The organism is Streptomyces sp. NPDC014734 (assembly GCF_043083325.1).
Lineage (GTDB): Bacteria > Actinomycetota > Actinomycetes > Streptomycetales > Streptomycetaceae > Streptomyces.
In genome coordinates this window covers 38,008-62,646 of the sequence record NZ_JBIBYN010000007.1, presented here as the reverse complement: position 1 = coordinate 62,646, position 24,639 = coordinate 38,008, and the positions used below count along the sequence as shown (strand labels likewise).

Below are 24,639 nucleotides of genomic sequence, written 5' to 3'. Positions count from 1 at the left end.
GACCGCCGGTGTCGCGACCCCGGGCCCCCGGCCCCGCGCCGGGAGCCGCGGTCGGCGGGGGCCCCCCCCCCGGCCGGGGGGCGGCTCGGGGTAAGCGGGGGGGGGGGCCCCCGGGGGGGGGGGCCGCCGCCGCCTCGTTTTCGTCCGCCTCCCGTCCCGTCCCGTCCAGTCCCGCCTCGTCCCGGCGGCGGGGCCGAACGCGGTTCCGGCTTCGTTCCGGCTTGGATCCGGCTTGGTTCCGGCTTTGGGCACCGCGAAATGGCTGTGCGATGTTGTGCCATTTTCTTTGTTCATTAAGCAAAGTTCGTTCAATGCGCAAAGAAATGGTCGGTGACGGGCCGGGATGCGGTCCATGGATCCCCACCCATGGACCGCACCCGGCTTACGGCCTGGGATCCCAGGCCGTTACCCCCGCCGGGTGCGGAGCCGCACCGTTGCCGACCGCCGCCGAACGAGCAAAACCCCCCACGGCCTTCACCCGCTCTTCCGGTGGCTCCGGATACGCACCCGACGCAGTACAGCTTTTCCGCTGGTGGCCCGCGGAGGCGAGACGTTTCACCTCTGGCCGAAACCCCGTGGTGACGTGCTGTTACGGATCACCTACCCTTGGGTGGGGGGCAATTGCAGGTGCAACAGGTGGGGGCCCGGTGCTGCGTATCCACATGTCCGGAGTGGACCTGTCCAAGGTGCGGATGGCCACCCGGCCGGATGCCCTGTGGGAAACCATTCTGAGTTTCCATCGACTGCGGGACCGCCGCGGGTCCACGGTGTTCGGGAAATGGCGCACGGAAACCCGGCCCCGGCTGAATCGTGACGTACGCGTGCTCGCCACCGTGATTCCACCGCGCGGCTATTTCCCCGACTTTCTGACGCCTTCTCAGGAAAGCAGCGAGCCGTACGGCATTGACGCCGGAATGGAGGCGGTGCGCGACACCCCGGCCCGGCGGGTACGCGCCGAGGTCGCCCTGCTGGGCATCGACCGCCGCGATCCGGGCCGCGTTCCGCACGAGCGGGTCGAACCGCTCGGCCGGCTCGTCGGCGCCCTGCGCGGTTACCATCGCGCCGCGATCGAACCGTACTGGTCGCACATCCGGTCCAGCGTCGAGGCCGACCGTGCGGTCCGCGGACGCGCCCTCCTGGACGGCGGTGCCGAGGAACTTCTCGCGTCCCTCCCGCCCATGATCCGTTGGCGGCCGCCCGTGCTGGAGGCGGACTACCCCTTCGACCGCGACGTCCATCTCGACGGCAGGGGGCTGTTGCTCCAGCCGTCCTTCTTCTGCCGGGTCACCCCGGTCGTCTACCGGGACCCGGAACTCCCGCCCGTGCTCGTCTACCCCGTCACGCACTCCCGTGCCCCGGTCCACGCCGAACCGGGGCCCTGGCTCGGCCGGCTCCTCGGCAACACCCGCTCGACGGTGCTGAGAGCCATCGGCAACGGCTGCACGACCAGCGAACTCGCCCTCCGGGCCGGTATATCGCTCGCCTCGGCGAGCCAGCACGCCGGTGTGCTGCGCGAAGCCGGCCTGATCCACACGCTGCGGCACGGCAGCTCGGTCCTGCACACACTCACCCCGCTGGGCGGATCGTTGCTCCGGGGCGGTGCCCCGCTCGCCATGTCCTGAACCCGGTGCCGAACGCCGGGCGGGGCCGTGCCGGGCCGTGCCGGGCCGGGCGGGGCCGGGCGGGGCCGTGCGGAAAATTCTTTCGGTGGGAGCGATGAGTTCCGTGCGGCAGTGCCGTCTACCTGTCGTACGACGCTCGAACACCAGAAAGAACGGAACGACCATGCCTCAGCTGATCTTCGTGAACCTGCCGGTCAAGGACCTCGAGACGACCAAGGGGTTCTTCGGCAAGCTCGGCTACCAGTGCAACCCGCAGTTCAGCGACGAGAACACCGCGTGCCTCGTCATCAGCGAGACCATTTTCGCCATGCTCCTCACCGAGAACCGGTTCAAGGAGTTCACCGGCAAGGAGGTGGCCGACGCCTCGAAGACCAGTGAGGTGATCATCGCGCTGAGCGCGGAGAGCCGGGAGAAGGTCGACGAGATGGCGGACACGGCGCTCGCCTCCGGCGGATCGCCGGTCAAGGACCCGATGGACTTCGGTCACATGTACAGCCGCTCCTTCCAGGACCCGGACGGTCACATCTGGGAGGTCATGTGGATGGACCCGGCCGCCGTCGCGTCGAACGACTGCTGAGCGAACCCCTCCCGGGAAGGGGGAGCCGTTCCCCGGGGGCGGCGACCCCCCCGCCCGGCCGCGGGCCGTGCGGGGCGGGGGCCGCGGCCGGGCGGGGAACCGTAGGGCCGGAAGCTCAGATCCGGCTCAGCTTTCCCGTGAACGGGCCGAAGTGGTTGGACCGGGCACGCATCGCGTCCATATGGTCGTGATCATGCCCGACATAGCACTCACCACCCTGGTCGTCCTCTGCGTCGCCGCGGCCGCGGCGGGCTGGATCGACGCGGTGGTCGGCGGAGGCGGGCTGCTTCTGCTGCCCGCCCTGCTGCTGGGACTTCCGCAGGTACCGGCCGCGCATGTTCTCGGCACCAACAAGGCGGTGGCGCTCGTCGGCACGTCCGGCGCCGCCGTGGCGTACGTGCGCAAGGCGCCGGTGAAGGTCGGGACGGCTCTGCGGATCGGGCTCGCGGCGCTGGCCGGATCGATGACCGGCGCCTTCTTCGCGGCCGGGATCAGCAGCGAGGTGCTGCGTCCCGTGATCATGGTGGTGCTGCTGGTGGTCGCGGCGTTCGTGATGCTGCGGCCCTCGTTCGGCAGGACGGTGGACGACGGTGCGCCGCACCGGATCGGCCGTGCCCGCACCATCACCGCGATCCTGCTGGTCGGTGGCGGCATCGGCTTCTACGACGGGCTGTTCGGTCCGGGCACCGGAACGTTCCTGGTGCTGGCCCTGACCGCGGTGCTCCACCTCGATCTCGTGACGGCGTCCGCCAATGCCAAGATCGTCAATGTCTGCACCAACGTCGGGGCGCTGGCGATGTTCGCCCACCAGGGGAACGTGCTGTGGCAGCTGGCCGCGCCGATGGCGGTGTTCAACCTCGCGGGCGGACTGGTCGGGGCGCGGATGGCGCTCAGCAGGGGCAGTGGGTTCGTCCGCGTCGTGCTGCTCGTCGTGGTGTTCTCGCTGGTCGCGAAGCTGGCCTTCGACCAGTGGGTGGCGTGAGCGGCCGTTCGGGCGCCACCGGCCCGGCGCGGCGGGCCGAGGGGCGCCTCACCGCACGCCGGTGAGGTGTGCGTAGGCCACCACGTTGCCCCGGTAGCCGGTCGACTTCGAGAACCCGCCGCCGCAGGTGATCAGCCGGAGCGAAGCGTAGGGCGAGGCCCCGTACACGCGTTCGTCGGGGAAGTCGTCGTTCTCGTAGACCTCGATCGCGTCCAGCGAGAAGACGGCGGTATGTCCGTCCTGGCGGACCACCTCCACCTCGTTCCCCTTCCGCAGGGTGCCCAGGGCGTAGAAGACCGAGGGCCCCCGTGCGTCGTCGACGTGCCCGGCGACGAGCGCGCTGCCCTCGGAGCCCGGCGGCGTGCCGTCCCCGTACCAGCCGACGATGTTGTGGTCCCCGGCCGGCGGGACGCCGAGGCTGCCGTCGGGGTCGAGCCCCAGCCGCATCATCGGTGCGTCGACCCGGATGCTCGGGATCCGGATGCGTACCGGCGGTGAGGGCTTCAGCGGTGCGGCGAGGGGGGATCCCGGCTGCGGCACGGGACCTTTGGCGAATGCCTGTGCGGAGGCCGGCTGCGGCGGGACCAGCTGGGTGCCGGCGCCATGATGGATCAGCCAGACGCCTGCCAGCGCCGCGACGGCCAGCAGCCAGCCCTTGCCCTTCTGGGACACGATCGTTCTCCGGACTACGGGACGGGGACGGGGACGGAGTCGGGACGGGGGACGGAGACGGCGCGGGACGGGGTGCGCCGGGAACGGGTGCGGGTGCGCGGGCGCGGGCGCGGGTGCGGGTGCGCGGGCGCTGGTGTGGGAAAGGTCCCGTCCCGGTGGCGCGCGACCACCGGGACGGCTACCAGGCGGTACGGAGACGTGAATCCGTCTCCGTCAGCCGGCTTCCTGCGTGCCGCTCGCCCGACGACGCAGGAGCCAGGCCCCGCCGACGGCGGCACTGGCGAGTACGCCGGCGCCCGCCGCGATCTGGGTGGTGTCGGACCGGACGCTGCCGCCGACACCTGTTTTGACGTGCCCGCTGGGGCCGTCGGGACGGGACGAGTCGTCGTGTCCGGAGGACTTGTCGCGTTCCGAGGACACCTGGTCCCGGCCGGACGACGAGTCGTCGTGCCCGGAGGACGAGTCGTTGTTCCCGGAGGACTTGTCGCGCCCGGACGCATTGTCCCGGCCGGAGGACGAGTCGCGCTGGGACGCGTCCTCGCCCTCGGATTGGTCCCGGCTCCCGCGTTCGTTCGAGCCCTCGTCCCCGGAGGATTTGCCGAGACCGGAGAAGGCGTTGAGTCCGCCGACTGAATCGAGCAACGAGGGGACGTTGAGTCCGAACGGGGCGTCGCTCCCGGACGGCGTCCGCCCGTCCCCGCTCCCGTCCCCGCCCTGCTCCTCGGGGACGCCCCGGGCGGCCGGTGGCGCGGCCACCGGGCCGGTCCGCACCGTCCCCGCCTCATCCGCGTACGCGGGCTGTCCGGTGGTGAACAGGCCGAGCGCGGCGATGGTGACCGCACAGACGGCGGCACCGGTCACGGGGCGAGCAGGACGCATGGGTTTCCTCCGGCGATGTGCGCGAGCAGCCGAGTCGCGAGCGGCTGTACCGCGAGCGGTCGTGCCGCGAGTGGCTGTGTCCTGACTCCGAGCTAACGGGCCGATCGCCGGTCATGCCTGCTGACACCAAGTCAGCTCTCACCCGGACGGCCCGGCGTGGCTCCCTTGCCAATCGGCATCCGTGCAGGTCGCAGCCATGAACGACAAGAGTGGCCCCGGTCCGCGGAAAGGCGATGCCGAACGGGTGACGCCACGGCGGAGTGGAGTGATGCACGTCACACGCATGACCTTGCGGGTGCCGGGCACACGTCAGACACCCCCCACGGGACGGTGCACTCGACCGCCCCCGCCCCGCCGCCCATCGGGTTCGACCCGCTGGGTCCGGCGGGGCGGTTCTGTGTCGGGAGGGCGATGCGGACCGTCGCATGTGGATTCCCGGCGAGCACAGGTGCGAGCCCTTCCTGTCCGGGAACCGCTCCACGGACCCGTTCGGCGTCCGCTCCCGGAGACGGCCGGCCGGGAGAAGCGGCCCGGCGCCCCCGGCCGCCCTCCGGCGCCGGAGGGGCGGTCAGACCGCGTCCCGCGGCACCGCCTCGTACGCCCGCCCGATCCGCTCCATCAGGCCCTCGTCCACCGTGAACGCGATGCCGTCGATGCTCCGGACCGGCGCGACGCCCTGCGAGTTGGTGAGGAACGCGGACCGGAACGCGCCAAGCCCGGCCGTCGTCACCGGGCGCCGCACGGACGCCGTTCCCGCGCCGGGAAGCTCCCGCTCCAGCAGTGCCATGGTGATGCCGAGCAGTGCCGGGGCGTCGGGCCAGACGACCGAGGCGCCGTCCCAGAAACCGATGTTGTGGATCGCTCCCTCCGTCACCACGCCGCCCGGCGCGGTCAGCAGGGCCTCGTCGAAACCGGCGTCCGCGGCGCGCCTCGCCCAGTACGTCTGGCCGAACTCGCCGGGGCGCTTGATGTGCGGCACGGTCCGGGTGTACGGCACGGACATCAGGCGGTGCGGGTGCGCGGACTTGTGGGCGGGCGCCCGCACCGTGACCATGACGGACGTCTCCGTGCGGTCCGGTGGCAGGAAGGCGTACACCCGGGCCGAGGCGTCCCGCACACCGGCGCCGTCCAGCGCGTGCCGGACCAGGCCGCGGACCCGGTCGCCGTCCAGCGGGCGTTCGAACAGCTCGCGGTTGGCGGAGTCCAGCCGGGCCAGGTGCAGGTCGAGGCCGCGCACCCCGCCTTCCCTGACCTGCATGGCAGTGAAGTGCCCGAAGCCGGCGAAGGCGGGGATCCGCAGGTCCGCCTCGGTCGCCGGGTGCCCGTCGAACTCGGTGTAGGGGCAGCGCCCGGCCGCAGCAGTCGTCATGCGGTCCACCGTAACGAGCCGGGGAGCAGGAGAGGGTGCCGCGAGCCCGACCTCTCCTGCTCCCCACCTCGTGAGCCGCGGAACGCGGCGCGGACGAGCACGGGGCGCAAAGTGACTTGACCTCAACCGTGGTTGACCTAGGAGCCTCCTCGCATGGATCTCACGACAGCCTCCCCGTCCTCCGCGTCCACGACCGCCGCCGCGCCCCTGAAGGTCGTGGTCATCCTCGCCAGCAACCGGGAGGGCCGGTTCGCGCCGGTCGTCTCCGACTGGTTCCTCGCGCACACCGCCGAGCGCCCCGACATCGAGACGGACCTTGTCGACGTCGCGGAACTGGACCTCCCGAACGCCCTCTCCTTCCGGCCCGACGACGAGGCGCGGTCCCGGCTCGGCGCCGTCTCCGCCCGGTTGGCGGCGGCCGACGCCTTCGTCGTCGTCACCCCCGAGTACAACCACTCGTACCCGGCCCCGTTGAAGAACCTCATCGACTGGTACCACGCCGAGTGGCAGGCCAAGCCCGTCGCCTTCGTCTCGTACGGCGGGATCTCCGGCGGACTGCGTGCCGTCGAGCACCTGCGGCAGGTCTTCGCCGAACTGCACACCGTCGGTGTCCGCGAGACGGTCTCGTTCCCCAACGCCGGTTCCCTGTTCGACGACGAGGGCCGGCACCGGGACCCCGCCGACTGCGACGCCGCGGCCAAGACCCTGCTCGACCGGCTGGTCTGGTGGGGGCGCGCCCTGCGCGACGCCAAGGCCGTCCGCCCGTACGGGGTCTGACCTCCTCCCCCTCGCACGCGCGAGGATCCGCGGTCCTGCCCGGTGGACGAGAATCGGCGCGGGGCGTGGGAGACGTCCGTTACCGACATTCCGAGGAGGCCGAGGGTGACGACGCCGGCATGGCTGACCGTACTGACCACGACGGACAGCGAGGAGAAGGCCCTGGCACTGGCGCGGGGAGCGGTGGAGGCACGGCTCGCCGCCTGCGCGCAGATCTCCGCGCCCGTCACCTCGGTCTACCGCTGGCAGGGCGCCGTCGAGACGGCCCGGGAATGGCAACTTCTGCTCAAGACGACGGCCGAGCGGTACGACGAACTGGAGGCCCATCTCCTGGCGGCGCACGACTACGGGACACCGGAGATCATCGCGGTCCCGGTGGTACGGGGCAGCGCCGGATACCTCGACTGGGTCGCGGCCGAGACCGCCCCGTAGACGGTGCCGTCGCACAGCTCCCGCCGGACGACGACCCCACGACGGTGCGACGGTACGGCGGGGCGGGGTGGCGCGGTGCGGCACCCCGCCCCGCCGGTCTTGTCCGTGCCGCCGGTCCGGGGACGTCCCGCCGGTCCGTTCGCGGCGGCAGGTGTCCGCCGGGGCCGGCTACGGCCGGTCCGTCGCCAGGGCCTCCGCGACCCCGGCCTCCCGCGGGCCGAGGAAGTGGGGGTCGGGTCTGAACACGGCCTCCAGCGCCGCTTTCCCGGCCGCGAACACCTCCCGCGTCCCGCCGTAGTACCAGGTCGCGTCGCGTACGGCGTCGACACCGACCCCGTACGCGTCGATGCCGGCCGTCCGGCACAGCGCGATCGCCCGGTGGATGTGGAATCCCTGGGTCACCAGCACCGCACGGTCGACGCCGAAGATCTTCTTGGCCCGGACGCACGAGTCCCAGGTGTCGAAACCGGCGAAGTCACTCACGATGCGCTCGTCCGGCACGCCGTGCTTCCTGAGGTACGTGCGCATCGCGTCCGGTTCGTCGTAGTCCTCCCGGCTGTTGTCACCGGTCACGAGAACGACTTCGACCTTTCCGTCCCGGTACAGCTCGGCGGCGGCGTTCAGCCGGTTGGCCAGGTAGGGCGACGGCCTGCCCTGCATGAGCCCGGCCCCGAACACCACGGCGACCTGCCGCGCGGGCGCGTCCGCGACGGTCCTCACCCGGGCGTCCGCGACGGTGTGCATCCAGGTCGCGGGTGCCAGCGCCGCCACACAGGCGACCATCACCGCCTGCAGGAGCCGCCGTTGCCCGCGCCGCGTCCGCGGCCACGGCCGTCGGGGCCGCCCGGGCCACCGTCCCGGTCGTCCCGGTCGTCTCTCCCGCATCGGTGTCTCCCTCTTTCATGCTCCGGCCTGTCCGTGTTCCGGGTCCGTCCCCGCGGTCACGGCGTCCCACATGATCGGACGAACATCAAGGAGAAAGGGTTCTCCATCATCCGATTCCGCTGATTTCGACACAGTTCCCGCTGCCGCGGGCAACTCATCGGGACCGCTCGCCCTCCCGGAGGCGCGGACCGTCCGACCGGCGCGCATACGTCCGAACCGTCCCCCTTCCTGTCGGCCCGTCCGTCTACTGTCGGACCCATGGACGGCATGGACGGCATGGACGACACGGACGACATGAACGGTGTGAACCGGACCGACGGCACCGGCCGCACGGACGGCATGGACTGTACCGACGGAACGGACTGCGCGGACGGAACGGACTGCACCGACGGAACGTGGGAACTCCCCGACGCGCAGGGCGGTTACGGCACGTACGGACAAGGGACGCCCCCCTACCGCGCGGCCGACACCGAACGCTGGGACACCGAGCCGGACAAACGGCCCGGCCGCACCGCGTTCCAGCGCGACCGCGCCCGGGTGCTGCATTCCGCCGCGCTGCGCCGGCTCGCCGGGAAGACCCAGGTCGTCACCCCGGGCACCCGCGGCCGGGCCTGGGACGCCAGCCCCCGGACCCGGCTCACGCACTCGCTGGAATGCGCCCAGGTCGGCCGCGAACTCGGGGCGGCGCTCGGCTGCGATCCCGACCTGGTGGAGACGGCCTGCCTCGCCCATGACCTCGGCCACCCCCCGTTCGGGCACAACGGGGAACAGGCGCTCAACGACTTCGCGTCGGACTGCGGCGGCTTCGAGGGCAACGCCCAGTCGCTGCGCCTGCTCACCCGGCTCGAACCGAAGCGGTTCGTGCCCGACACCCGGACCGGGGCACTCGTCAGCGTCGGACTCAACCTGACCCGTGCCGCGCTGGACGCCGCCACCAAGTACCCGTGGCCGCGCGGCGAATGCCCCGACGACCCGGGCACGCCGAAGTTCGGGGTGTACGAGGACGACCTGCCCGTCTTCGCGTGGGCCCGCCGCGGCGCCCCGGCGAACCGCACCTGCTTCGAGGCCCAGGTCATGGACTGGTCCGACGATGTCGCCTATTCGGTGCACGACTTCGAGGACGGGCTGCACGCCGGGCACATCGACCCCGACTGCCTCGACGCGGAACCCGAACGCGACGAGATCTGGGCCGTCGCCATCGGCCGCTACGTCCCGGCGGACACCGAACCCGACGAACTCGCCGAAGCCCTGGACCGGCTCGTCGGCCAGGACTGGTGGCCGCGCGGCTACGACGGATCGGCGGTCGCCCAGGCCCGGCTGAAGGACGCGACGAGCCAGTTGATCGGCCGGTTCTGCCTCGCCGCGGAGAGCGCCACCCGGCACGCGTACGGGAGGGGCCGGCTCGGCCGCTATGCCGCCGAGCTCGTCGTCCCCCGAGAGGCACGCAACGAGTGCGCCGTGCTCAAGGCGGTCGCGAACCGTTACGTCATGCAACGTGCCGAGCAGGAGGCGATCCGCGCCGACCAGCGCGTCATCATCGCGGAACTTGCCGCCGCGCTCACCGCGCGCGCTCCCGTGGGCCTGGAGCCGCAGTTCCGGGCGCTGTTCGACGCGGCCCCCGACGACCGGGCCCGCAAGCGGGTCCTCGTCGACCAGATCGCCGCCCTGACCGACTCCTCGGCGCGTTCCCTGCACGCCTCGCTCACCGGCCCCGGCCGTTGACACGCCTCGCCCACCGGCCCCGGTGCCCAGGCGGCCCCGAGGTCCCGGCGCCTCCGGCCGCCCCGGGGCGGCCGGAGATTCGCCCGGTTCCGCCGCCCGCCGGCGGCCGGGCGTGACCTGATCGGGGTACACCCCCTTTCGTCATCACGCTGCGTGCGGGACGCTCGCAGTCGGGCCCCACGCGGCAAGCACCAGGAGGCATGCAGTGGTCGACGCACATCGGACCTTCGTCATCGTCGGCGGAGGACTGGCCGGAGCGAAGGCGGCCGAGACGCTCCGGGCGGAGGGTTTCAGCGGCCGGGTGATCCTTCTCGGCGACGAACGCGACCATCCGTACGAACGGCCTCCGCTCTCCAAGGGCTACCTGTCCGGCAAGGAGGAGCGGGACAGCGTCTTCGTCCACGAGACCGCCTGGTACGCGGGTGCCGACATCGAGCTCCACCTGGGCCAGCCGGTCACGGCCCTGGACCGCGTGGACCGCTCGGTGCGGCTCGGCGACGGCACGGTCGTCCACTACGACAAGCTGCTGCTCGCCACCGGGGCCGAGCCGCGTCGCCTCCCCGTCCCGGGCACCGACCTGGCCGGTGTCCACCATCTGCGCCGCCTCGCCCACGCCGACCGGCTGCGCAACGTACTGACCGCCCTCGGCCGCGACAACGGCCACCTGGTGATCGCGGGTGCCGGCTGGATCGGACTGGAGGTCGCGGCGGCGGCCCGCGGCTACGGCGCGGAGGTCACCGTCGTCGAACCGGAACCGACACCGCTGCACCAGGCCGTCGGCCCCGAGCTCGGCCAGCTCTTCACCGATCTGCACCGGGACCACGGCGTCCGCTTCCACTTCGGCGTCCGCCTCACCGAGATCGTCGGCCAGGACGGTGTCGTCCTCGCCGTCCGCACCGACGACGGCGAGGAACACCCCGCCCACGACGTGCTCGCCGCGATCGGCGCCGCCCCGCGCACGGCCCTCGCCGAGACCGCCGGGCTCGCCATGGCCGCCCGCAAGGACGGCGGCGGCATCGCCGTGGACGCCTCCCTGCGCACCAGCGACCCGCACATCTTCGCCGCCGGGGATGTCGCCAACGTGGCCCATCCGCTGCTCGGCACCCGGCTGCGCGTGGAGCACTGGGCGAACGCGCTGAACACCGGCCCGGCCGCGGCCCGCGCCATGCTCGGCCAGGACGTGAACTACGACCGGGTGCCGTACTTCTTCTCCGACCAGTACGACCTCGGCCTCGAATACTCGGGCTGGGCGCCGCCGGGCAGCTACGACCAGGTGGTCATCCGCGGCGACGCGGGAAAGCGCGAGTTCATCGCCTTCTGGGTGAAGGACCAGCGGGTGCTGGCCGGGATGAACGTCAATGTGTGGGACGTCACCGAGAGCGTGCAGGAGCTGATCCGGTCCGGCCGGCAGATCGATCCGGAGGCACTGGCCGACCCGTCGGTGCCCCTGGCCTCCCTGAGCTGAGACGGGTCGGCCGGCCCGGCCCGGGAACCCCCGTCCGACCCTCTTTCCACGGGTCCCCGGCGGGGGTTCTCCGGATCACATCGGTGGCGTGGCACGGCTGTCGCACCCCGCCCGTAGAATTCACCCGTGGCAGGCAGGATCAATGACGACGACGTGAAGGCGGTACGGGACGCGGTCCCGATCGACGCCGTCGTTTCCGAGTACCTCCAGCTGCGCAACGCGGGCGGCGGCAACCTCAAGGGACTCTGCCCGTTCCACGACGAGAAGTCCCCCTCCTTCCAGGTCAGCCCGAGCAAGGGTCTCTTCCACTGCTTCGGGTGCCAGGAGGGCGGCGACACCATCGCCTTCGTGATGAAGATCGACCACCTCTCGTTCTCCGAGACGGTCGAACGGCTCGCCGCCAAGGCGGGCATCACCCTGCGCTACGAGGAGGGCGGGTACAACCCCTCCCACCAGCGCGGTGAACGCATCCGGCTGGTCGAGGCACACAAGGCGGCCGCCCAGTTCTACGCGGAGCAGCTGGACGGCCCCGAGGCCGAGATCGGCCGGAAGTTCCTCGCCGAGCGCGGCTTCGACCAGGCGGCGGCCGCCCACTTCGGCATCGGCTACAGCCCGGTGGGCTGGGACCACCTGACCCGCTACCTCCGCGGCAAGGGCTTCAGCGACAAGGAGCTGATCACCTCCGGCCTCTCCCAGGACGGCAGGCGCGGCCCCATCGACCGGTTCCGCGGCCGGCTCATGTGGCCGATCAGCGACACCTCCGGCGACATCGTCGGCTTCGGCGCCCGCAAACTGCGCGACGACGACAACGGACCGAAGTACCTCAACACCCCCGAGACCGCGATCTACAAGAAGTCCCAGGTGCTCTACGGCATCGACCTGGCGAAGAAGGAGATCGCGAAGGCCAGCCGGGCCGTCGTCGTCGAGGGCTACACCGACGTCATGGCCTGCCATCTCGCCGGGATCACCACCGCCATCGCCACCTGCGGCACGGCCTTCGGCGGCGACCACATCAAAATCCTGCGCCGCCTGCTGATGGACAACGGCAGTGCCCGGGTGATCTTCACCTTCGACGGCGACGCCGCCGGGCAGAAGGCAGCGCTGCGCGCCTTCGAGGACGACCAGAAGTTCGCCGCCGAGACGTACATCGCGATCGCGCCGGACAACATGGACCCGTGCGACCTGCGCCTGGCCAGGGGGGACGAGGCAGTCCGCGACCTGGTCGAACCCCGCACGCCGCTCTTCGAGTTCGCGCTGCGGCAGATCGTCGGCCGGTACGACCTGGAGACCCCGGCGGGCCGCGGCGCCGCGCTCGACGAGGCGGCCCCCGTCGTCGCCCGGATCAAGAACAGTTCCTCGCAGCACGAGGTCGCCGTCCAGCTGGCGGGCATGCTCGGCATCCTGGACACCCAGTTCGTGGTGAAGCGGGTCGCCCAGCTCGCCCGCTGGGCCCGCGACCGGGGTGACCGGGGCGACCGGCGCGGTCCCGGCCCCGGTGCTTCCCGCGGCGGCGCCCGGCACGAACAGGTCCGGGCACCCGGCCCCCCGTCCGGCCCCGCCCTGCACCTCCGCAGCCCCGCCCACCGCACCGAGCGCGAGCTGCTGAAGCTCGCCCTCCAGAGGCCCGAACTGGTCTCGCCCGCCTTCGACGCCTACGGGGCCGACGAGTTCACCGCCCCGCCGTACGCCGCCGTCCGGCAGTGCGTCGCGGACGCGGGCGGTGCCGAGGCGGGGGTCTCCGAGGCGCGCGACTATCTCGTCAGGGTCCTGGAGGCCGCCCCCGACGACACGGTGCGCAACCTCGTCACGGAGCTGGCGGTGGAGGTCGTCCACGGCAAGACCATCGACGAGACCTACGCCGGAATGCAGCTCGTCCAGGTCCGTCTGCGGGCCGTCGACCGCCGGATCGGCGAGGTCCAGGGCAGCCTGGCCCGTCTCGGCAGCAACGTCGCCCCGGAACAGCTGGCGGCCGCGCAGAACGAGGTCTGGGTCCTCCAGCAGTACGCCGCGTCCCTGCGCAACAGCGGCGCCGACGCGCTCTGACGGGGCCTTCGCCTCCCCGGCGGCGTGCCCCCGAACGCCCACCGGCCGCCCGCCCCGCCCCTCCTCCCCGCCCCGCCGGGTAACCGGCCGGTCACGGACCGGACTCAGAAAGTCCTCGCACACCTCTCGTGGCGGCGATGTGCCGTACCCCACACTGGGGGCGGTGCCTGAGTCATCGGAGCGCGGCCGGTCCCACCGGACGGTGGGCCCTTTCCCGCGGTCCGGCAGCGATCACCTGGAGGTCGCCCCCCGTGCAGACCCGGACCGTGACCGAAACCGAGCATGTGTCGGCCGTTCCCGCGCAGAACCGGGTTGTGCGTCATCCCGAAACCGCGGAGACGACGCAGACACCGCCCGACCCGTACCGACCGCCCGACCGGCCCGGGGCGCCCGATCCGAGCGAGCCGTTCGAGACGCCGGATCCCTTCGAGCCGCGCGAGCCGTTCGCGGCGGAGCCGCCCCGGACACCCGGACCCCCGGGACACCGCGGCCGCCCGGAGGCCGCGGGGCCGTCCGCCGATCTCTTCCGCCAGTACCTTCGGGAGATCGGCCGGATTCCGCTGCTCACGGCCGCCGACGAGGTGGAGCTCGCCCGGCGGGTCGAGGCGGGGCTCTTCGCCGAGGAACACCTCGCGAGCACCCCGGACCCGGACACCCGGCTCGCCGTCGACCTCGACCGGCTCGTCGTGATGGGCCGGACGGCGAAGCGCCGGCTCATCGAAGCGAACCTCCGCCTCGTCGTGTCCGTCGCCAAGCGCTACATCGGCCGCGGACTGACCATGCTCGACCTGGTCCAGGAGGGAAACCTCGGGCTGATCAGGGCGGTCGAGAAGTTCGACTACACCCGGGGGTACAAGTTCTCCACCTACGCGACCTGGTGGATCCGCCAGGCCATGTCCCGGGCCCTCGCCGACCAGGCGCGCACCATCCGGGTCCCGGTCCACGTCGTCGAGGTGATCAACCGGGTCGTACGGGTCCAGCGCCGGATGCTCCAGGAACGAGGGTGCGAGCCGACGTCCGAGGAGATCGCCGAACAGCTCGACCTCACCCCGGAGCGGGTCGGCGAGGTCCTGCGGATCGCCCAGGAACCCGTCTCGCTGCACGCCCCCGTCGGCGAGGAGGAGGACGTCGCCCTCGGCGACCTGATCGAGGACGGCGACGCGGCGTCCCCGGCGGAGTCGGCGGCGTTCCTGCTGCTGCGCGAGCACCTGGAGGCGGTCCTCTCCACGCTCGGCGAGCGCGAACGGAGAGTGGTCCAGTTGCGCTACGGGCTGGTCGACGGGCGGCCCCGCACACTTGAGGAGATCGGCGCGATCTTCGGGGTGACGCGCGAGCGCATCCGGCAGATCGAGTCCAGGACCCTCGGCAAGTTGCGGGACCACACCTTCGCCGACCAGCTCCGCGGCTACCTCGACTGAGCGTCCGACGGCGCGGATCAGCCGTGGCGGGCCGGCCGCGGCCGGCGGACGGGACGGCTCAGCACGCCTTCGTGGAACCGCCGCCGGGGAGCAGGGTGTCCTTCACCCAGCCCTGCCGCTGGGTGCCGGAGATCCGCAGGTGGGTCCAGGTGCCGTCGTTGACCGTGGTCGTGTAGCAGTGGTAGTAGACCTTCTGGCCCGCCTGGACCTGCCCGACCGCACCGCAGCTCGTGTGCGGTCCGACCCGCAGGTTGACGTTGGTGCTCTGCATCGTCCCGTAACCGGCGTCCTTGTTGGACCAGGAGTGCGAGCAGCTGAGGATGCCCACGTCCGAGGCGGTGGCGGCCGGTGCGGCCGAGGCGCCCGGCGCGAAGAGCAGGCCGCCGCCGACCAGAGCGGCGCCCGCGGTGAGGGCGAGGTGCTTCCGTATGCCCATGAGATGTCCTCCCGTTGGTGCCCCGGAACGTTCCGGGGCGATGGACAACGACGCTAGGCGCTGACCGGCCGGCCGTCGTCCCACGACGGTTCGACCACCGACGAAACCTTCGCGGTAGCCGACGGGAGGTTGTACAACGGTCGCGGCATCCCGGAACCCCCGGCCGACACCGGTCGCCGACCGCGGCAACGGGCGGCACAGGAGGACCGGGGAGACGGGGGGACGCGTGGGGAACAGGGGGATTCATGCACGCCATGACGCGCGTACTGGTGGTCGACGCCCAGCCGTTGATCAGGGAAGGCATCAAGTCGCTGCTGGAACGGGCGCCCGGGCTGGTGGTCGTGGGCGAGGCCGCCGACGGGGCGCAGGCGGTGGCCCGGTCGGGCCCGGCCCGTCCGGACGTCGTCCTGATCGGGCTGCGGCCGTACGACGAGGACGGCCTCGCCACGGTGGAACGCATTGGCAAACGGGCGCTGCCGCGACCCGCACGGAGCGCGGACCCGGACACCGCCGTACGGCCGCCCCGGGTGATCGTGCTGTCCGGTCCCGGGACGGACACCGACGAGGACGTGTGCGCCGCGGTACGGGCCGGGGCCTGCGGCTTCCTGCACAAGGACGCCGGACCGCGCCGGCTGATCGCGGCGGTCCGCGCCGCGGCCGACGGCGACATGTGCTTCTCGCCGGGCATCACCCGACGGCTGGTCGCCGCCTTCGCCGCCCTCACCGACCGGACCGCGCCGGCCGGGTCCGCGAACGGACTGGACGCACTGACACCGCGTGAGGCGGAGGTCCTCAGGAGGGTCTGCCGGGGGCTGTCCAACCGCGAGATCGCGACCTCCCTGACCATCGGCGAGGCGACGGTGAAGACCCATCTCAACCGGGCCATGGCCAAGCTGGGGCTGAACAGCAGGGCCCAGATCGTCACCCTCGCCTACGAGAGCGGCCTGGTCAGGCCCGGCGAAGGGGGTCCCGTCCGCCGGCCGGCGGCCCGGATCCCGGTGATGCGCTGAAAGCGCCGGGGCGGGCCCGACGGACCCGCCCCGGCGCCGGCCCACCCGGTCAGTCGACCTCCGCGACCGCCTGGGCGAACTGCGCCGAGTACAGCCGGGCGTACGCGCCACCGGCCGCCAACAGCTCCTCGTGCGTGCCCTGTTCGACGATCGAGCCGTTCTCCATCACCAGGATCGTGTCGGCGTCCCGGATGGTGGAGAGCCGGTGCGCGATCACGAAGCTGGTGCGCCCGTGGGCAAGCCGCGCCATCGCCTTCTGGATCAGCACCTCGGTACGGGTGTCGACGGAGCTCGTCGCCTCGTCGAGCACCAGGATCACCGGGTCGGACAGGAACGCCCGCGCGATGGTGATCAGCTGCTTCTCGCCCGCGCTGACACCGGAGCCCTCGTCGTCGATCACCGTGTCGTAACCGTCCGGCAGGGTGCGGATGAAGCGGTCGGCGTGGGCCGCCCTCGCCGCCTCCTCGATCTCTTCCCGGCCGACCTCGCGCGAAGCGCCGTACGCGATGTTCTCCGCTATCGTCCCGCCGAACAGCCAGGTGTCCTGGAGGACCATACCGATGCCCGCCCGCAGGTCGTCGCGCGACATCTTCGCCACGTCGACACCGTCGAGGGTGATCCGTCCGCTCGTCACCTCGTAGAACCGCATCAGCAGATTGACCAGGGTGGTCTTGCCCGCGCCGGTCGGACCCACGATCGCGATCGTGTGACCCGGCTCGACGTTCAGCGACAGGTTCTCGATGAGCGGCTTCTCCGGGTCGTAGCGGAACGACACCTTCTCCAGCGAGACGCTGCCCCGCGGTTCCTCGGGGCGCTCGGCCACGCCCGGCGCCGGATCGGCGCTCTGCTCCTCGGCGTCCAGCAACTCGAAGATCCGCTCGGCCGAGGCGACACCCGACTGCACCAGGTTGGCCATCGAGGCGACCTGGGTCAGCGGCGTCGAGAACTGCCGCGAGTACTGGATGAACGCCTGCACGTCACCGATCGACAGCGTGCCCGAGGCGACCCGCAGACCACCGACGACGGCGATCAGCACGTAGTTCAGGTTCGAGACGAACATCATCAGCGGCTGCATGACCCCGCTGTTGAACTGCGCCTTGAAACCGGCCTCGTACAGCGCCTCGTTCTGCTCGGCGAAGTCCTTCGCGGACTCCTGCTGCCGCCCGAAGACCTTCACCAGGGTGTGCCCGGTGTACATCTCCTCGATGTGGGCGTTGAGTTTGCCGGTCACCTTCCACTGCTGCACGAACTGCGGCTGCGAGCGCTTGCCGACCTTCGTCGCCACCAACACCGAGAGCGGCACCGTCGCCAGGGCGACCAGGGCGAGCAGCGGCGAGATCCAGAACATCATCACCAGCACGCCGATGATGGTGAGCAGGGAGTTGATGAGCTGGCCCATCGTCTGCTGCATCGTCTGCGAGATGTTGTCGATGTCGTTCGTCGCCCGGCTGAGCACCTCGCCGCGCTTGGCCCGGTCGAAGTACGACAGCGGCAGCCGCGACAGCTTCGCCTGGATGTCCTCGCGCAGCCGGAACACGGCCCGGTTGATGATCCGGATCGACAGCCGGGTCGCCACCAGCATCAGCAGTCCGGCCCCGACGTACACCACCAGTGCCATCAGCAGCACATCACCGACACCACCGAAGTCGATGCCGTGACCGGGGACGAAGTCCACCCCGGAGAGCATGTCGGCGAGCCCGCTGTTCGACTTGCGCAGGCCGTCGATGGCCTGCGCCTTGGTGGTGCCCTCGGGCATCTGCCGGCCGATGACCCCGGCGAACACCAGGTCCGTGGCCCGGCCGAGGATCTTGGGCCCGACCACCGACAGGCCGACGCTCAGCACACCGGCCGCCAGCATCGCGTACAGCGCGGCCCTCTCCGCGGCGAAACGCTTCAGCAGCCGCTTCGCCGAGCCCTTGAAGTTCATGGAACGGTCGGTCGGGGCGCCGCCCGCCATCATGCGTCCACCGGGACCGGCCATCACGCGGCCTCCGCTTCCGTCAGCTGGGAGAGCACGATCTCCCGGTACGTCTCATTGCCGTCCATCAGTTCGTGATGACTGCCGGACCCGACGACCCGGCCCTCGTCGAGGACCAGGATCCGGTCGGCGTCGCGGATGGTGGACACCCGCTGCGCCACGATCACCACGGTCGCCTCGGCGGTCTCCCGGGTCAGCGCCCCGCGCAGCGCGGCGTCGGTCGCGTAGTCGAGAGCGGAGAACGAGTCGTCGAAGAGATAGATCTCCGGCCGTTGCACCAGCGTCCTGGCGATCGCCAGACGCTGCCGCTGCCCGCCCGAGACATTGGTCCCGCCCTGCGCGATCGGCGCGTCCAGGCCGTGTTCCAGCGCCTCGACGAACTCCTTGGCCTGCGCGACCTCCAGGGCGTGCCACAGCTCCTCGTCCGTCGCGTCCGGGTTCCCGTACCGCAGGTTCGTCGCGACGGTTCCGGAGAACAGGTACGGCTTCTGCGGGACGAGACCCACGGTTCTCGCCAGCAGCAACGGGTCGACCGTCCGAACATCCGTGCCGCCGACGAGTACCTGCCCGTCCGTCACGTCGAACAGTCGCGGTACGAGCCCGAGCAGCGTCGACTTCCCGCTGCCCGTCGACCCGATGATCGCGGTGGTCTCGCCGGGGCGGGCCACCAGATCCACCGACCGCAGCACCGGCTCCTCGGCGCCCGGGTAGCGGAAGTCCGCGCCGCGGACCTCCAGATGCCCGTGCGTGCGCAGCTCGTGGACCGGCGCGACCGGCGGGACCACGCTCGACTCGGTCTCCAGCACCTCCTGGACGCGCTCGGCGCAGACCTCGGCACGCGGCACCATCATGAACATGAAAGTCGCCATCATCACCGACATGACGATCTGCATCAGATAGGCGAGGAACGCGGTCAGCGCGCCGATCTGCATGCCGCCGCTGTCGATGCGGTGGGCACCGAACCAGACCACGGCGATCGAAGAGATGTTCACCACCGTCATCACGGTCGGGAACATCAGCGCCATCAGCCGTCCCGTGGACAGCGCCACGGCCGTCAGCTCGTCGTTGGCGCCGCGGAAGCGCTTCTTCTCGTAGCCGTCGCGGACGAAGGCCCGGATGACCCGGTTGCCGGTGATCTGCTCCCGCAGCACCCGGTTCACGGTGTCGATCCGCGTCTGCATGGTGCGGAACAACGGGCGCATCCGCTTGACGATCAGGCTCACCGCGATGCCGAGCACCGGAACCACCGCGAGCAGCACGGACGACAGCGGGACGTCCTGGCCGAGCGCAAGGACCACGCCGCCGACGCACATGATCGGCGCCGAGACCATCAGCGTGAAGGTCATCAGCACCAGCATCTGGATCTGCTGGACGTCATTGGTCGTACGGGTGATCAGCGAAGGAGCGCCGAACCGCCCCACCTCACGTGCCGAGAACGACTGGACCCGGTCGAAGACCGCCGCCCGGACGTCGCGGCCGAGAGCGGACGCCGTGCGGGCGCCGTAGAAGACGGCCCCGATGTTGCAGGCCACCTGGACGACGCTCACGGCGATCATGACGCCGCCGAATTCCAGGATGTAGTCCGTGTCCCCCTTCACGACACCGTTGTCGATGATGTCGGCGTTCAGGGTGGGCAGATAGAGCGTGGCGCAGGTCTGCAGAAGCTGGAGGAGGACGAGCAGCAGGATGGGTTTCTTGTACGGACCGAGACGGGCCCGCAGGAGTTTTATGAGCACGCGTGTCTCTCGGAGTCGGCGGATGTCGGGAGACGACCCATTTTCCGGTAACCCGTATGGCGGCCGCGAACGTTTTTACTCAAGACCGGGTAAAAAAACAGACTGAGTACACGTCTGGGCGGCAGTCGCCGGACCCACCCACCCACCCACCCACCCGGCCGGTCCGCGCGCGACGCGACGGACCGGCGCGCCGGTGCCGGTTCACGCGCCGCATGCCGGACTGGTGTGCCGGTTCACACGCGGCGCGGTGGATTGAGGTGTCGGTGTCGGTGTCGGTTCACGCGCCGCACGGCGGACCGGTGCCGGTTCACGCGTGGCATGGCGGACCGGCGTGCCGGTGCCGGCTCACGCGTGGCACGGCGGATCAGGGCGTCGGCCGGTCGAAGGCCCCCGGGTGGATCTCGTCGCGTGCCGCCCCGTACTGCTGGCGCACCGCCCGGCCGACGGCCAGCTCCTCGCCCGGCTCCAGCACCTGCGCGCCCGCGCCCTGCCAGGCCGGGGGAGTGTGCGGGTCCGCCGTTCCCTGCGAGACCCCCAGCGCCCAGGCCGCCTGCCGGGCCGCGCCGAGCGCCGCGTACTCGGCAGGCTGCGGTACGACCACCCGCGTGCCGAACAGCGCCGGTGCCATCGCCCGTACGGCGGGCAGTTCGGCCGCCGCGCCCAGCAGGAACACCCGCCGCACCTCGACCCCGCGACCGCGCAGCACGTCGAGGGCGTCGGCCAGCGAGCACAGCATCCCCTCGAACGCCGCCCGCGCCAGGTGCTCCGGCTTCATCGACTCGCGCCGCAGCCCGCACAACGTCCCCGCCGTGTGCGGCAGGTGCGGGGTGCGCTCGCCCTCCAGGTAGGGCAGGAGCACCAGCCCGGAGGCGCCCGGGGTCGACTTCAGCGCCAGCGCGGACAGCTCCTCCAGCCCCTCCGCGCCCAGCATCTCGGCGGTCCCGCGCAGGGCTCGCACCGCGTTCGACGTGTAGACGACCGGCAGGTGCATGCCGGTCGCGTCGGCGAGCGAGGTGATCATTCCGCGCGGGTCGGACAGTGCCTCGTGGTGCACCGCCATGACCGAACCCGACGCCCCCAGCGACACCACCGCGTCGCCCACCCCGACCCCGAGCCCGAACGCCGCCGCCATCGTCTCGCCCGTGCCCGCGGAGATCAGCAGGCCCTCGGGCGTCGTGCCGGCCGTGTCGCACGGGCCGAGCACCTCGGGCAGCGCCACCTGGTGCCCGAGCGCGAGCTCCACCAGGTCGGGCCGGTAGGAACCGGTGCTCGCCGACCAGTAGCCGCTGCCGGACGCGGCACCCCGGTCGGTGGTCCGCCGGGCCGGCCTGCCCAGCAACTGCCACACCAGCCAGTCGTGCGGCTGGAGGACCGAGGCCACCCGCCGGGCCGCCTCCGGCTCGGCCCGCGCCATCCAGCGCAGCTTCGCCACCGGCTGCGCGGCCTGCGGCACCGAGCCGACCGCCTCGGCCCACGCCTGCCGCCCGCCCAGCCCGTCGACCAGATCGGCCGCCGCGACCTGTGCCCGCTTGTCGTTGCCGAGCAGGGCCGGGCGTACCGGGTTGCCCTGCTGGTCCAGCGGCACCAGGCCGTGCTGCTGCGCGGAGACGCCGATGGCCTGCACGCCTTCGAGCAGCCCGCCGCCGGCGGCCTCGCCGAGCGAGAGCAGCCACGCCTGCGGGTCGACCTCGGTTGCCTTCGCCTCGACCGGGTGTGCGGCGTAGCCGCGGCGCAGTACGGCGCCTGTGTCCGTGTCGCAGACGACGATGTGTGTGAAGGCGGAAGAACTGTCCAAGCCGGCGACTATCCCCATGCACACGATTCTGCCGCACCACCGGAGCGTTTCCGTACCGGAGGTGCGGCAGTGCCTGCGCGGTGAGGGGCGCCGGGGCCGGGCGTGGATTACGTGTTGGAGGTGCCCCAGTCGTCCTCGCCGTTCCGGCCGCGCTCGCGCAGCGAACGCACCCGGGCGCTCACCGGAGCGGGAACCTTCTCGCCGATCTTGACGCTCACCGTGTGGTACGCCCTGCCCGCCAGGTCGCGGCCGCTCTGCGCCGCCGACTCCGCGGTGTTGCGCACGGCCGGATTCTGGGCGAACTGGCGCGCGGACTTCTTCAGCTGCTCGTAACGCTCGCGCCCGGCCCGTGTCCCGATCACGTATCCGAGGGCCAGTCCGGCGATGAACGTGAGCCGGTACCGCATGGTTGTCACCCTTCCTAGCTCAGTGCGCCGCTCGGCGCGACGTGTGCTGCCCGCCTACCCGTGGGCACCCGAGATCACCCCGGGCGATACCGATTGGCAAAGCACCCCCCTGCTTGCGCTAATGTATGTGTCGCAGCGAACGCGCGCCGCCCGGCAGCAGCCAGGTGGGCGGGGGTTCGGTGCAGACACAGCAATCCCCTGTAGCTCAATTGGCAGAGCAGCCGGCTGTTAACCGGCAGGTTACTGGTTCGAGTCCAGTCGGGGGAGCGCGGTCCCCTGTAGCTCAATTGGCAGAGCATTCGGCTGTTAACCGGAGGGTTACTGGTTCGAGTCCAGTCGGGGGAGCAGATCGGAAGAGGGCCCCGAGGGGCCCTTTTTCGTGTGCCCGGAACCGGTGCCTCCGCGCTCCGTCGCCGTGGTGCGGGTGGACCGCGCGTGACTCTTTCGCGTGTACTTCGTCTCATCCGGAACCGCGCAGGGAGCCATGAGGTCCTCATGGTCATGCGAAGCCGACCATCCGGAGCGAGAGATCGTATGACCGGCTATGCTGCGGCAGACGGCGCGCACACATGTACGCGCCACGCCGAAAAGGGGCGGTAGCTCAGCCGGTTAGAGCAGCGGACTCATAATCCGTCGGCCGTGGGTTCGAGTCCCACCCGCCCCACTCGGTATCCCCAGGCAGAATCGTTCTGACCTGGGGAAACGTGTTTTCTGGGCGTGTTTTGCGTGCAGCGGACGGTGCGCGGTCTGCAGCGGATGCGGGTCTTGGTGTGCCGAGACGACATCTTGGGCAGCTGCGACCTTGGCATTTGCGGTGATGTGGTGGTGGGAGCGTCGAGCAGCGGTTCCAGCCGCCTGCCGTCCTCTCTTGCTGGTGTGGATTCCGGTGGTTTGTCTCTGGGGTGCGGTGGGTGGCGGGGCATGTGTATCAGCCACTAGCCGTTCGTCTGATGCCGTGTGTGGTCTGACGGGCCTGCCTGTTCCTGGGAAGGAAGGATGGTGTCGGGGTTGGTGCGGATGCTTGCTTCGGCTGGCGTGAGTCAGAAACAACTAAATGAGAATGGCCACTTCGCTCAGTAAAGTCCCAGCTCAACAAGTGTTGTCCCCGCGCCTGCGGGGATGGTCCGTCTTCCGGTCGAGCGTCACATTTCGCCCCCTCGTTGTCCCCGCGCCTGCGGGGATGGTCCGAACGCTAGGTCAGCGAAGAACGCCACCACGTCGTTGTCCCCGCGCCTGCGGGGATGGTCCGGGTGGTGCGCTCTATCAGTGGGTAGACACCGCGTCGACCCCGCGCCTGCGGGGATGGTCCGCGTCACCGGAACAGGTTCGAGGCCCCCGCCGCACCGGGCGATCTCCAGGCGGAATCGTTCTGGCCTGGGGAAACTTGGTTCTGGCGTGTTCTGGAACCATGGATTGACGCAGCGGACGTGCGTCCTTCGGGGGAGCCCCGTGAGCGGCGGTCCCGCGCGGTGGCTGTCGGTGTTCGGATCGAGTCGTCGTGAACCGCCGGGGGGCTTCGCCTCAGGTCATGGGGACTGTCGGCCCGGTCGGTGCCCGGGGCCGTCGTCTTCGGACGCCGACTCCCGGTGCTCGGCGAAGAACGCGGTGAGCGCGCCGTTCACCGCGTTCGGGTCCTCCAGGTGTCCGTAGTGCCCGCAGTGCGGGATCTCGACGTACCGGGAGCCCTCGATGGCTTCGGCGACCTCCTTGCCCAGGTGGGGTGGGGTGATGATGTCGTCGCCGAACGAGATCACCGCGCACGGGACCTTGATGTCCGCGTAGTCCCGGAGGCGGTCGGGGATGAGCGTGCTCTCCAGCTGGTACCGGTATCCGTCGCTCGTGTCGGGCGGTCCTTCCATGAGGGCCATCCAGTCTTCTGCCCGGGAGTCGTCAGCCAGGGTCGACCGGGACAGGTTCTGCATCGCCCGCAGTACGCCGCGGTGGGTGTCGGAGACGGTGGGTCCGCCGCGGCTCTGCTCGATCTCGGCCGTCACCACCGCCCGGCGCATGGCGTCGGTGCGTCCGCGGGTGGCCATGAAGACGGCCCGGCGGACCAGTGCGGGACGGCGCAGCGTGAGTTCCTGCGCGACGATGGCGCCCAGGGACGCGCCCACCACCCGGCAGGGGGCCAGGCCGAGGGTCTCGATGAGGCGGGCGGCGTCCTCCACCATGTCGTCCAGGCCGAACGGCTCGGTGGGACCCGGGCCGCTGCCCCGGTTGTCGAAGGTCACCGTCTGGTAGCCGGCCCGCACCAGGGCCGGGACCTGGTAGGCGTCCCAACTGCGGGCGTTCCCGCCGCTTCCGGTGATCAGCAGGACGGGTTCGCCCGTGCCGCGGCGGGTGTGGGTGAGGCCGGGGGGCGTGCCGTGCGGCTCAGGCACGACGCTCACGCCCCGAGGCACCCGGGAGCACGGGAGTGGCGACCGTCGGCGAC

20 protein-coding genes, 3 tRNA genes and 1 CRISPR repeat array are annotated in these 24,639 nt (G+C 71.3%); of the genes, 13 read left to right on the top strand and 10 right to left on the bottom strand.

What is annotated here, in order from left to right:
* Positions 1 to 647: 647 nt before the first annotated feature.
* The 3 genes from ACF1CT_RS13835 (at position 648) to ACF1CT_RS13825 (ending at position 3,181) form a co-directional block, all read left to right on the top strand.
* Entirely contained in the window at positions 648 to 1,622 is a 975-nt protein-coding gene (locus ACF1CT_RS13835; protein ID WP_391784022.1) for an ArsR/SmtB family transcription factor, read from the top strand.
* Positions 1,623 to 1,785: 163 nt separating this feature from the next.
* Positions 1,786 to 2,199, top strand: coding sequence for a VOC family protein (locus tag ACF1CT_RS13830; RefSeq protein ID WP_391784021.1), 414 nt, complete (start codon positions 1,786 to 1,788; stop codon positions 2,197 to 2,199).
* A 193-nt stretch (positions 2,200 to 2,392) separates the two neighbouring features.
* Positions 2,393 to 3,181: a sulfite exporter TauE/SafE family protein gene (locus tag ACF1CT_RS13825; RefSeq protein ID WP_391784020.1), complete on the top strand. Its 789-nt coding sequence runs from the start codon at positions 2,393 to 2,395 to the stop codon at positions 3,179 to 3,181.
* Between the two features lie 48 nt (positions 3,182 to 3,229).
* On the opposite strand, the gene ACF1CT_RS13820 is transcribed toward ACF1CT_RS13825, so the two are convergent.
* From ACF1CT_RS13820 to ACF1CT_RS13810, 3 genes are all read right to left on the bottom strand, one after another.
* On the bottom strand, positions 3,230 to 3,853 hold the full coding sequence (locus tag ACF1CT_RS13820; RefSeq protein WP_391784019.1) for a class F sortase: 624 nt from the start codon (positions 3,851 to 3,853) through the stop codon (positions 3,230 to 3,232).
* Positions 3,854 to 4,066: 213 nt separating this feature from the next.
* A complete protein-coding gene (locus ACF1CT_RS13815) occupies positions 4,067 to 4,732 on the bottom strand; it encodes a hypothetical protein (protein WP_391784018.1) in 666 nt (221 codons plus the stop codon).
* Positions 4,733 to 5,300: 568 nt separating this feature from the next.
* Positions 5,301 to 6,101 (bottom strand): aminotransferase class IV, encoded by an 801-nt coding sequence (locus ACF1CT_RS13810; protein ID WP_391784017.1) that lies wholly within the window; start codon positions 6,099 to 6,101, stop codon positions 5,301 to 5,303.
* 153 nt (positions 6,102 to 6,254) lie between these two features.
* On the opposite strand from ACF1CT_RS13810, the gene ACF1CT_RS13805 reads away from it, so the two are divergent.
* Both ACF1CT_RS13805 and cutA read left to right on the top strand, forming a co-directional pair.
* Positions 6,255 to 6,878, top strand: coding sequence for an NADPH-dependent FMN reductase (locus ACF1CT_RS13805; RefSeq protein WP_391784016.1), 624 nt, complete (start codon positions 6,255 to 6,257; stop codon positions 6,876 to 6,878).
* A gap of 105 nt (positions 6,879 to 6,983) precedes the next feature.
* Positions 6,984 to 7,310, top strand: a complete 327-nt coding sequence (cutA, locus tag ACF1CT_RS13800) for a divalent-cation tolerance protein CutA (protein WP_391784015.1) — start codon at positions 6,984 to 6,986, stop codon at positions 7,308 to 7,310.
* A 168-nt stretch (positions 7,311 to 7,478) separates the two neighbouring features.
* Here the strand turns inward: cutA and ACF1CT_RS13795 are convergent, their stop codons facing one another.
* Positions 7,479 to 8,195 (bottom strand): vancomycin high temperature exclusion protein, encoded by a 717-nt coding sequence (locus ACF1CT_RS13795; RefSeq protein ID WP_391784014.1) that lies wholly within the window; start codon positions 8,193 to 8,195, stop codon positions 7,479 to 7,481.
* A 339-nt stretch (positions 8,196 to 8,534) separates the two neighbouring features.
* Between ACF1CT_RS13795 and ACF1CT_RS13790 the strand changes: the two genes are divergently transcribed.
* The 4 genes from ACF1CT_RS13790 (at position 8,535) to ACF1CT_RS13775 (ending at position 14,843) form a co-directional block, all read left to right on the top strand.
* Complete coding sequence (locus ACF1CT_RS13790; RefSeq protein ID WP_391784219.1) at positions 8,535 to 9,917, top strand: deoxyguanosinetriphosphate triphosphohydrolase; 1,383 nt, start codon at positions 8,535 to 8,537, stop codon at positions 9,915 to 9,917.
* A gap of 205 nt (positions 9,918 to 10,122) precedes the next feature.
* Positions 10,123 to 11,382, top strand: a complete 1,260-nt coding sequence (locus tag ACF1CT_RS13785; protein ID WP_391784013.1) for an NAD(P)/FAD-dependent oxidoreductase — start codon at positions 10,123 to 10,125, stop codon at positions 11,380 to 11,382.
* A gap of 126 nt (positions 11,383 to 11,508) precedes the next feature.
* Positions 11,509 to 13,425, top strand: a complete 1,917-nt coding sequence (dnaG, locus tag ACF1CT_RS13780; protein ID WP_391784012.1) for a DNA primase — start codon at positions 11,509 to 11,511, stop codon at positions 13,423 to 13,425.
* 251 nt (positions 13,426 to 13,676) lie between these two features.
* Positions 13,677 to 14,843 (top strand): RNA polymerase sigma factor, encoded by a 1,167-nt coding sequence (locus tag ACF1CT_RS13775; protein ID WP_391784011.1) that lies wholly within the window; start codon positions 13,677 to 13,679, stop codon positions 14,841 to 14,843.
* A 58-nt stretch (positions 14,844 to 14,901) separates the two neighbouring features.
* Here the strand turns inward: ACF1CT_RS13775 and ACF1CT_RS13770 are convergent, their stop codons facing one another.
* Positions 14,902 to 15,279: an SH3 domain-containing protein gene (locus ACF1CT_RS13770; RefSeq protein ID WP_391784010.1), complete on the bottom strand. Its 378-nt coding sequence runs from the start codon at positions 15,277 to 15,279 to the stop codon at positions 14,902 to 14,904.
* Between the two features lie 254 nt (positions 15,280 to 15,533).
* Here ACF1CT_RS13770 and ACF1CT_RS13765 point away from each other — a divergent pair, with 254 nt between their 5' ends.
* A complete protein-coding gene (locus ACF1CT_RS13765) occupies positions 15,534 to 16,289 on the top strand; it encodes a LuxR C-terminal-related transcriptional regulator (protein ID WP_391784218.1) in 756 nt (251 codons plus the stop codon).
* A gap of 49 nt (positions 16,290 to 16,338) precedes the next feature.
* Here ACF1CT_RS13765 and ACF1CT_RS13760 read toward each other — a convergent pair whose 3' ends face one another.
* From ACF1CT_RS13760 to ACF1CT_RS13745, 4 genes are all read right to left on the bottom strand, one after another.
* Entirely contained in the window at positions 16,339 to 18,270 is a 1,932-nt protein-coding gene (locus ACF1CT_RS13760; protein ID WP_391784009.1) for an ABC transporter ATP-binding protein, read from the bottom strand.
* Positions 18,270 to 20,003, bottom strand: a complete 1,734-nt coding sequence (locus ACF1CT_RS13755) for an ABC transporter ATP-binding protein (RefSeq protein WP_391784008.1) — start codon at positions 20,001 to 20,003, stop codon at positions 18,270 to 18,272. The genes ACF1CT_RS13760 and ACF1CT_RS13755 overlap by 1 nt, the downstream gene beginning before the upstream one ends.
* 364 nt (positions 20,004 to 20,367) lie before the next feature.
* Positions 20,368 to 21,816, bottom strand: a complete 1,449-nt coding sequence (locus tag ACF1CT_RS13750) for an FGGY family carbohydrate kinase (protein WP_391784007.1) — start codon at positions 21,814 to 21,816, stop codon at positions 20,368 to 20,370.
* Positions 21,817 to 21,905: 89 nt separating this feature from the next.
* On the bottom strand, positions 21,906 to 22,205 hold the full coding sequence (locus tag ACF1CT_RS13745; protein ID WP_391784006.1) for a YtxH domain-containing protein: 300 nt from the start codon (positions 22,203 to 22,205) through the stop codon (positions 21,906 to 21,908).
* A gap of 194 nt (positions 22,206 to 22,399) precedes the next feature.
* On the opposite strand from ACF1CT_RS13745, the gene ACF1CT_RS13740 reads away from it, so the two are divergent.
* From ACF1CT_RS13740 to ACF1CT_RS13730, 3 genes are all read left to right on the top strand, one after another.
* Positions 22,400 to 22,472 (top strand) — tRNA-Asn (locus tag ACF1CT_RS13740).
* 5 nt (positions 22,473 to 22,477) lie between these two features.
* A tRNA-Asn gene (locus ACF1CT_RS13735) sits at positions 22,478 to 22,550 on the top strand.
* Positions 22,551 to 22,795: 245 nt separating this feature from the next.
* A tRNA-Ile gene (locus tag ACF1CT_RS13730) sits at positions 22,796 to 22,869 on the top strand.
* A gap of 433 nt (positions 22,870 to 23,302) precedes the next feature.
* Positions 23,303 to 23,515: direct repeats of the CRISPR family, unit length 29 nt; unit sequence GTTGTCCCCGCGCCTGCGGGGATGGTCCG.
* 216 nt (positions 23,516 to 23,731) lie between these two features.
* Here the strand turns inward: ACF1CT_RS13730 and ACF1CT_RS13725 are convergent.
* Positions 23,732 to 24,595, bottom strand: a complete 864-nt coding sequence (locus ACF1CT_RS13725) for an alpha/beta fold hydrolase (protein ID WP_391784005.1) — start codon at positions 24,593 to 24,595, stop codon at positions 23,732 to 23,734.
* Positions 24,596 to 24,639 lie beyond the last annotated feature (44 nt).

Excerpts from the sequence above, each read along its gene's own strand:
- ACF1CT_RS13830 (WP_391784021.1), top strand. The coding sequence starts at position 1,786 with ATGCCTCAGCTGATCTTCGTGAACCTGCCGGTCAAGGACCTCGAGACG.
- ACF1CT_RS13825 (WP_391784020.1), top strand. The coding sequence starts at position 2,393 with ATGCCCGACATAGCACTCACCACCCTGGTCGTCCTCTGCGTCGCCGCG.
- ACF1CT_RS13815 (WP_391784018.1), bottom strand. The coding sequence starts at position 4,732 with ATGCGTCCTGCTCGCCCCGTGACCGGTGCCGCCGTCTGTGCGGTCACC.
- ACF1CT_RS13810 (WP_391784017.1), bottom strand. The coding sequence starts at position 6,101 with ATGACGACTGCTGCGGCCGGGCGCTGCCCCTACACCGAGTTCGACGGG.
- ACF1CT_RS13805 (WP_391784016.1), top strand. The coding sequence starts at position 6,255 with ATGGATCTCACGACAGCCTCCCCGTCCTCCGCGTCCACGACCGCCGCC.
- ACF1CT_RS13795 (WP_391784014.1), bottom strand. The coding sequence starts at position 8,195 with ATGCGGGAGAGACGACCGGGACGACCGGGACGGTGGCCCGGGCGGCCC.
- ACF1CT_RS13790 (WP_391784219.1), top strand. The coding sequence starts at position 8,535 with ATGGACTGTACCGACGGAACGGACTGCGCGGACGGAACGGACTGCACC.
- ACF1CT_RS13770 (WP_391784010.1), bottom strand. The coding sequence starts at position 15,279 with ATGGGCATACGGAAGCACCTCGCCCTCACCGCGGGCGCCGCTCTGGTC.
- ACF1CT_RS13765 (WP_391784218.1), top strand. The coding sequence starts at position 15,534 with ATGACGCGCGTACTGGTGGTCGACGCCCAGCCGTTGATCAGGGAAGGC.
- ACF1CT_RS13760 (WP_391784009.1), bottom strand. The coding sequence starts at position 18,270 with ATGGCCGGTCCCGGTGGACGCATGATGGCGGGCGGCGCCCCGACCGAC.
- ACF1CT_RS13750 (WP_391784007.1), bottom strand. The coding sequence starts at position 21,816 with ATGGGGATAGTCGCCGGCTTGGACAGTTCTTCCGCCTTCACACACATC.
- ACF1CT_RS13745 (WP_391784006.1), bottom strand. The coding sequence starts at position 22,205 with ATGCGGTACCGGCTCACGTTCATCGCCGGACTGGCCCTCGGATACGTG.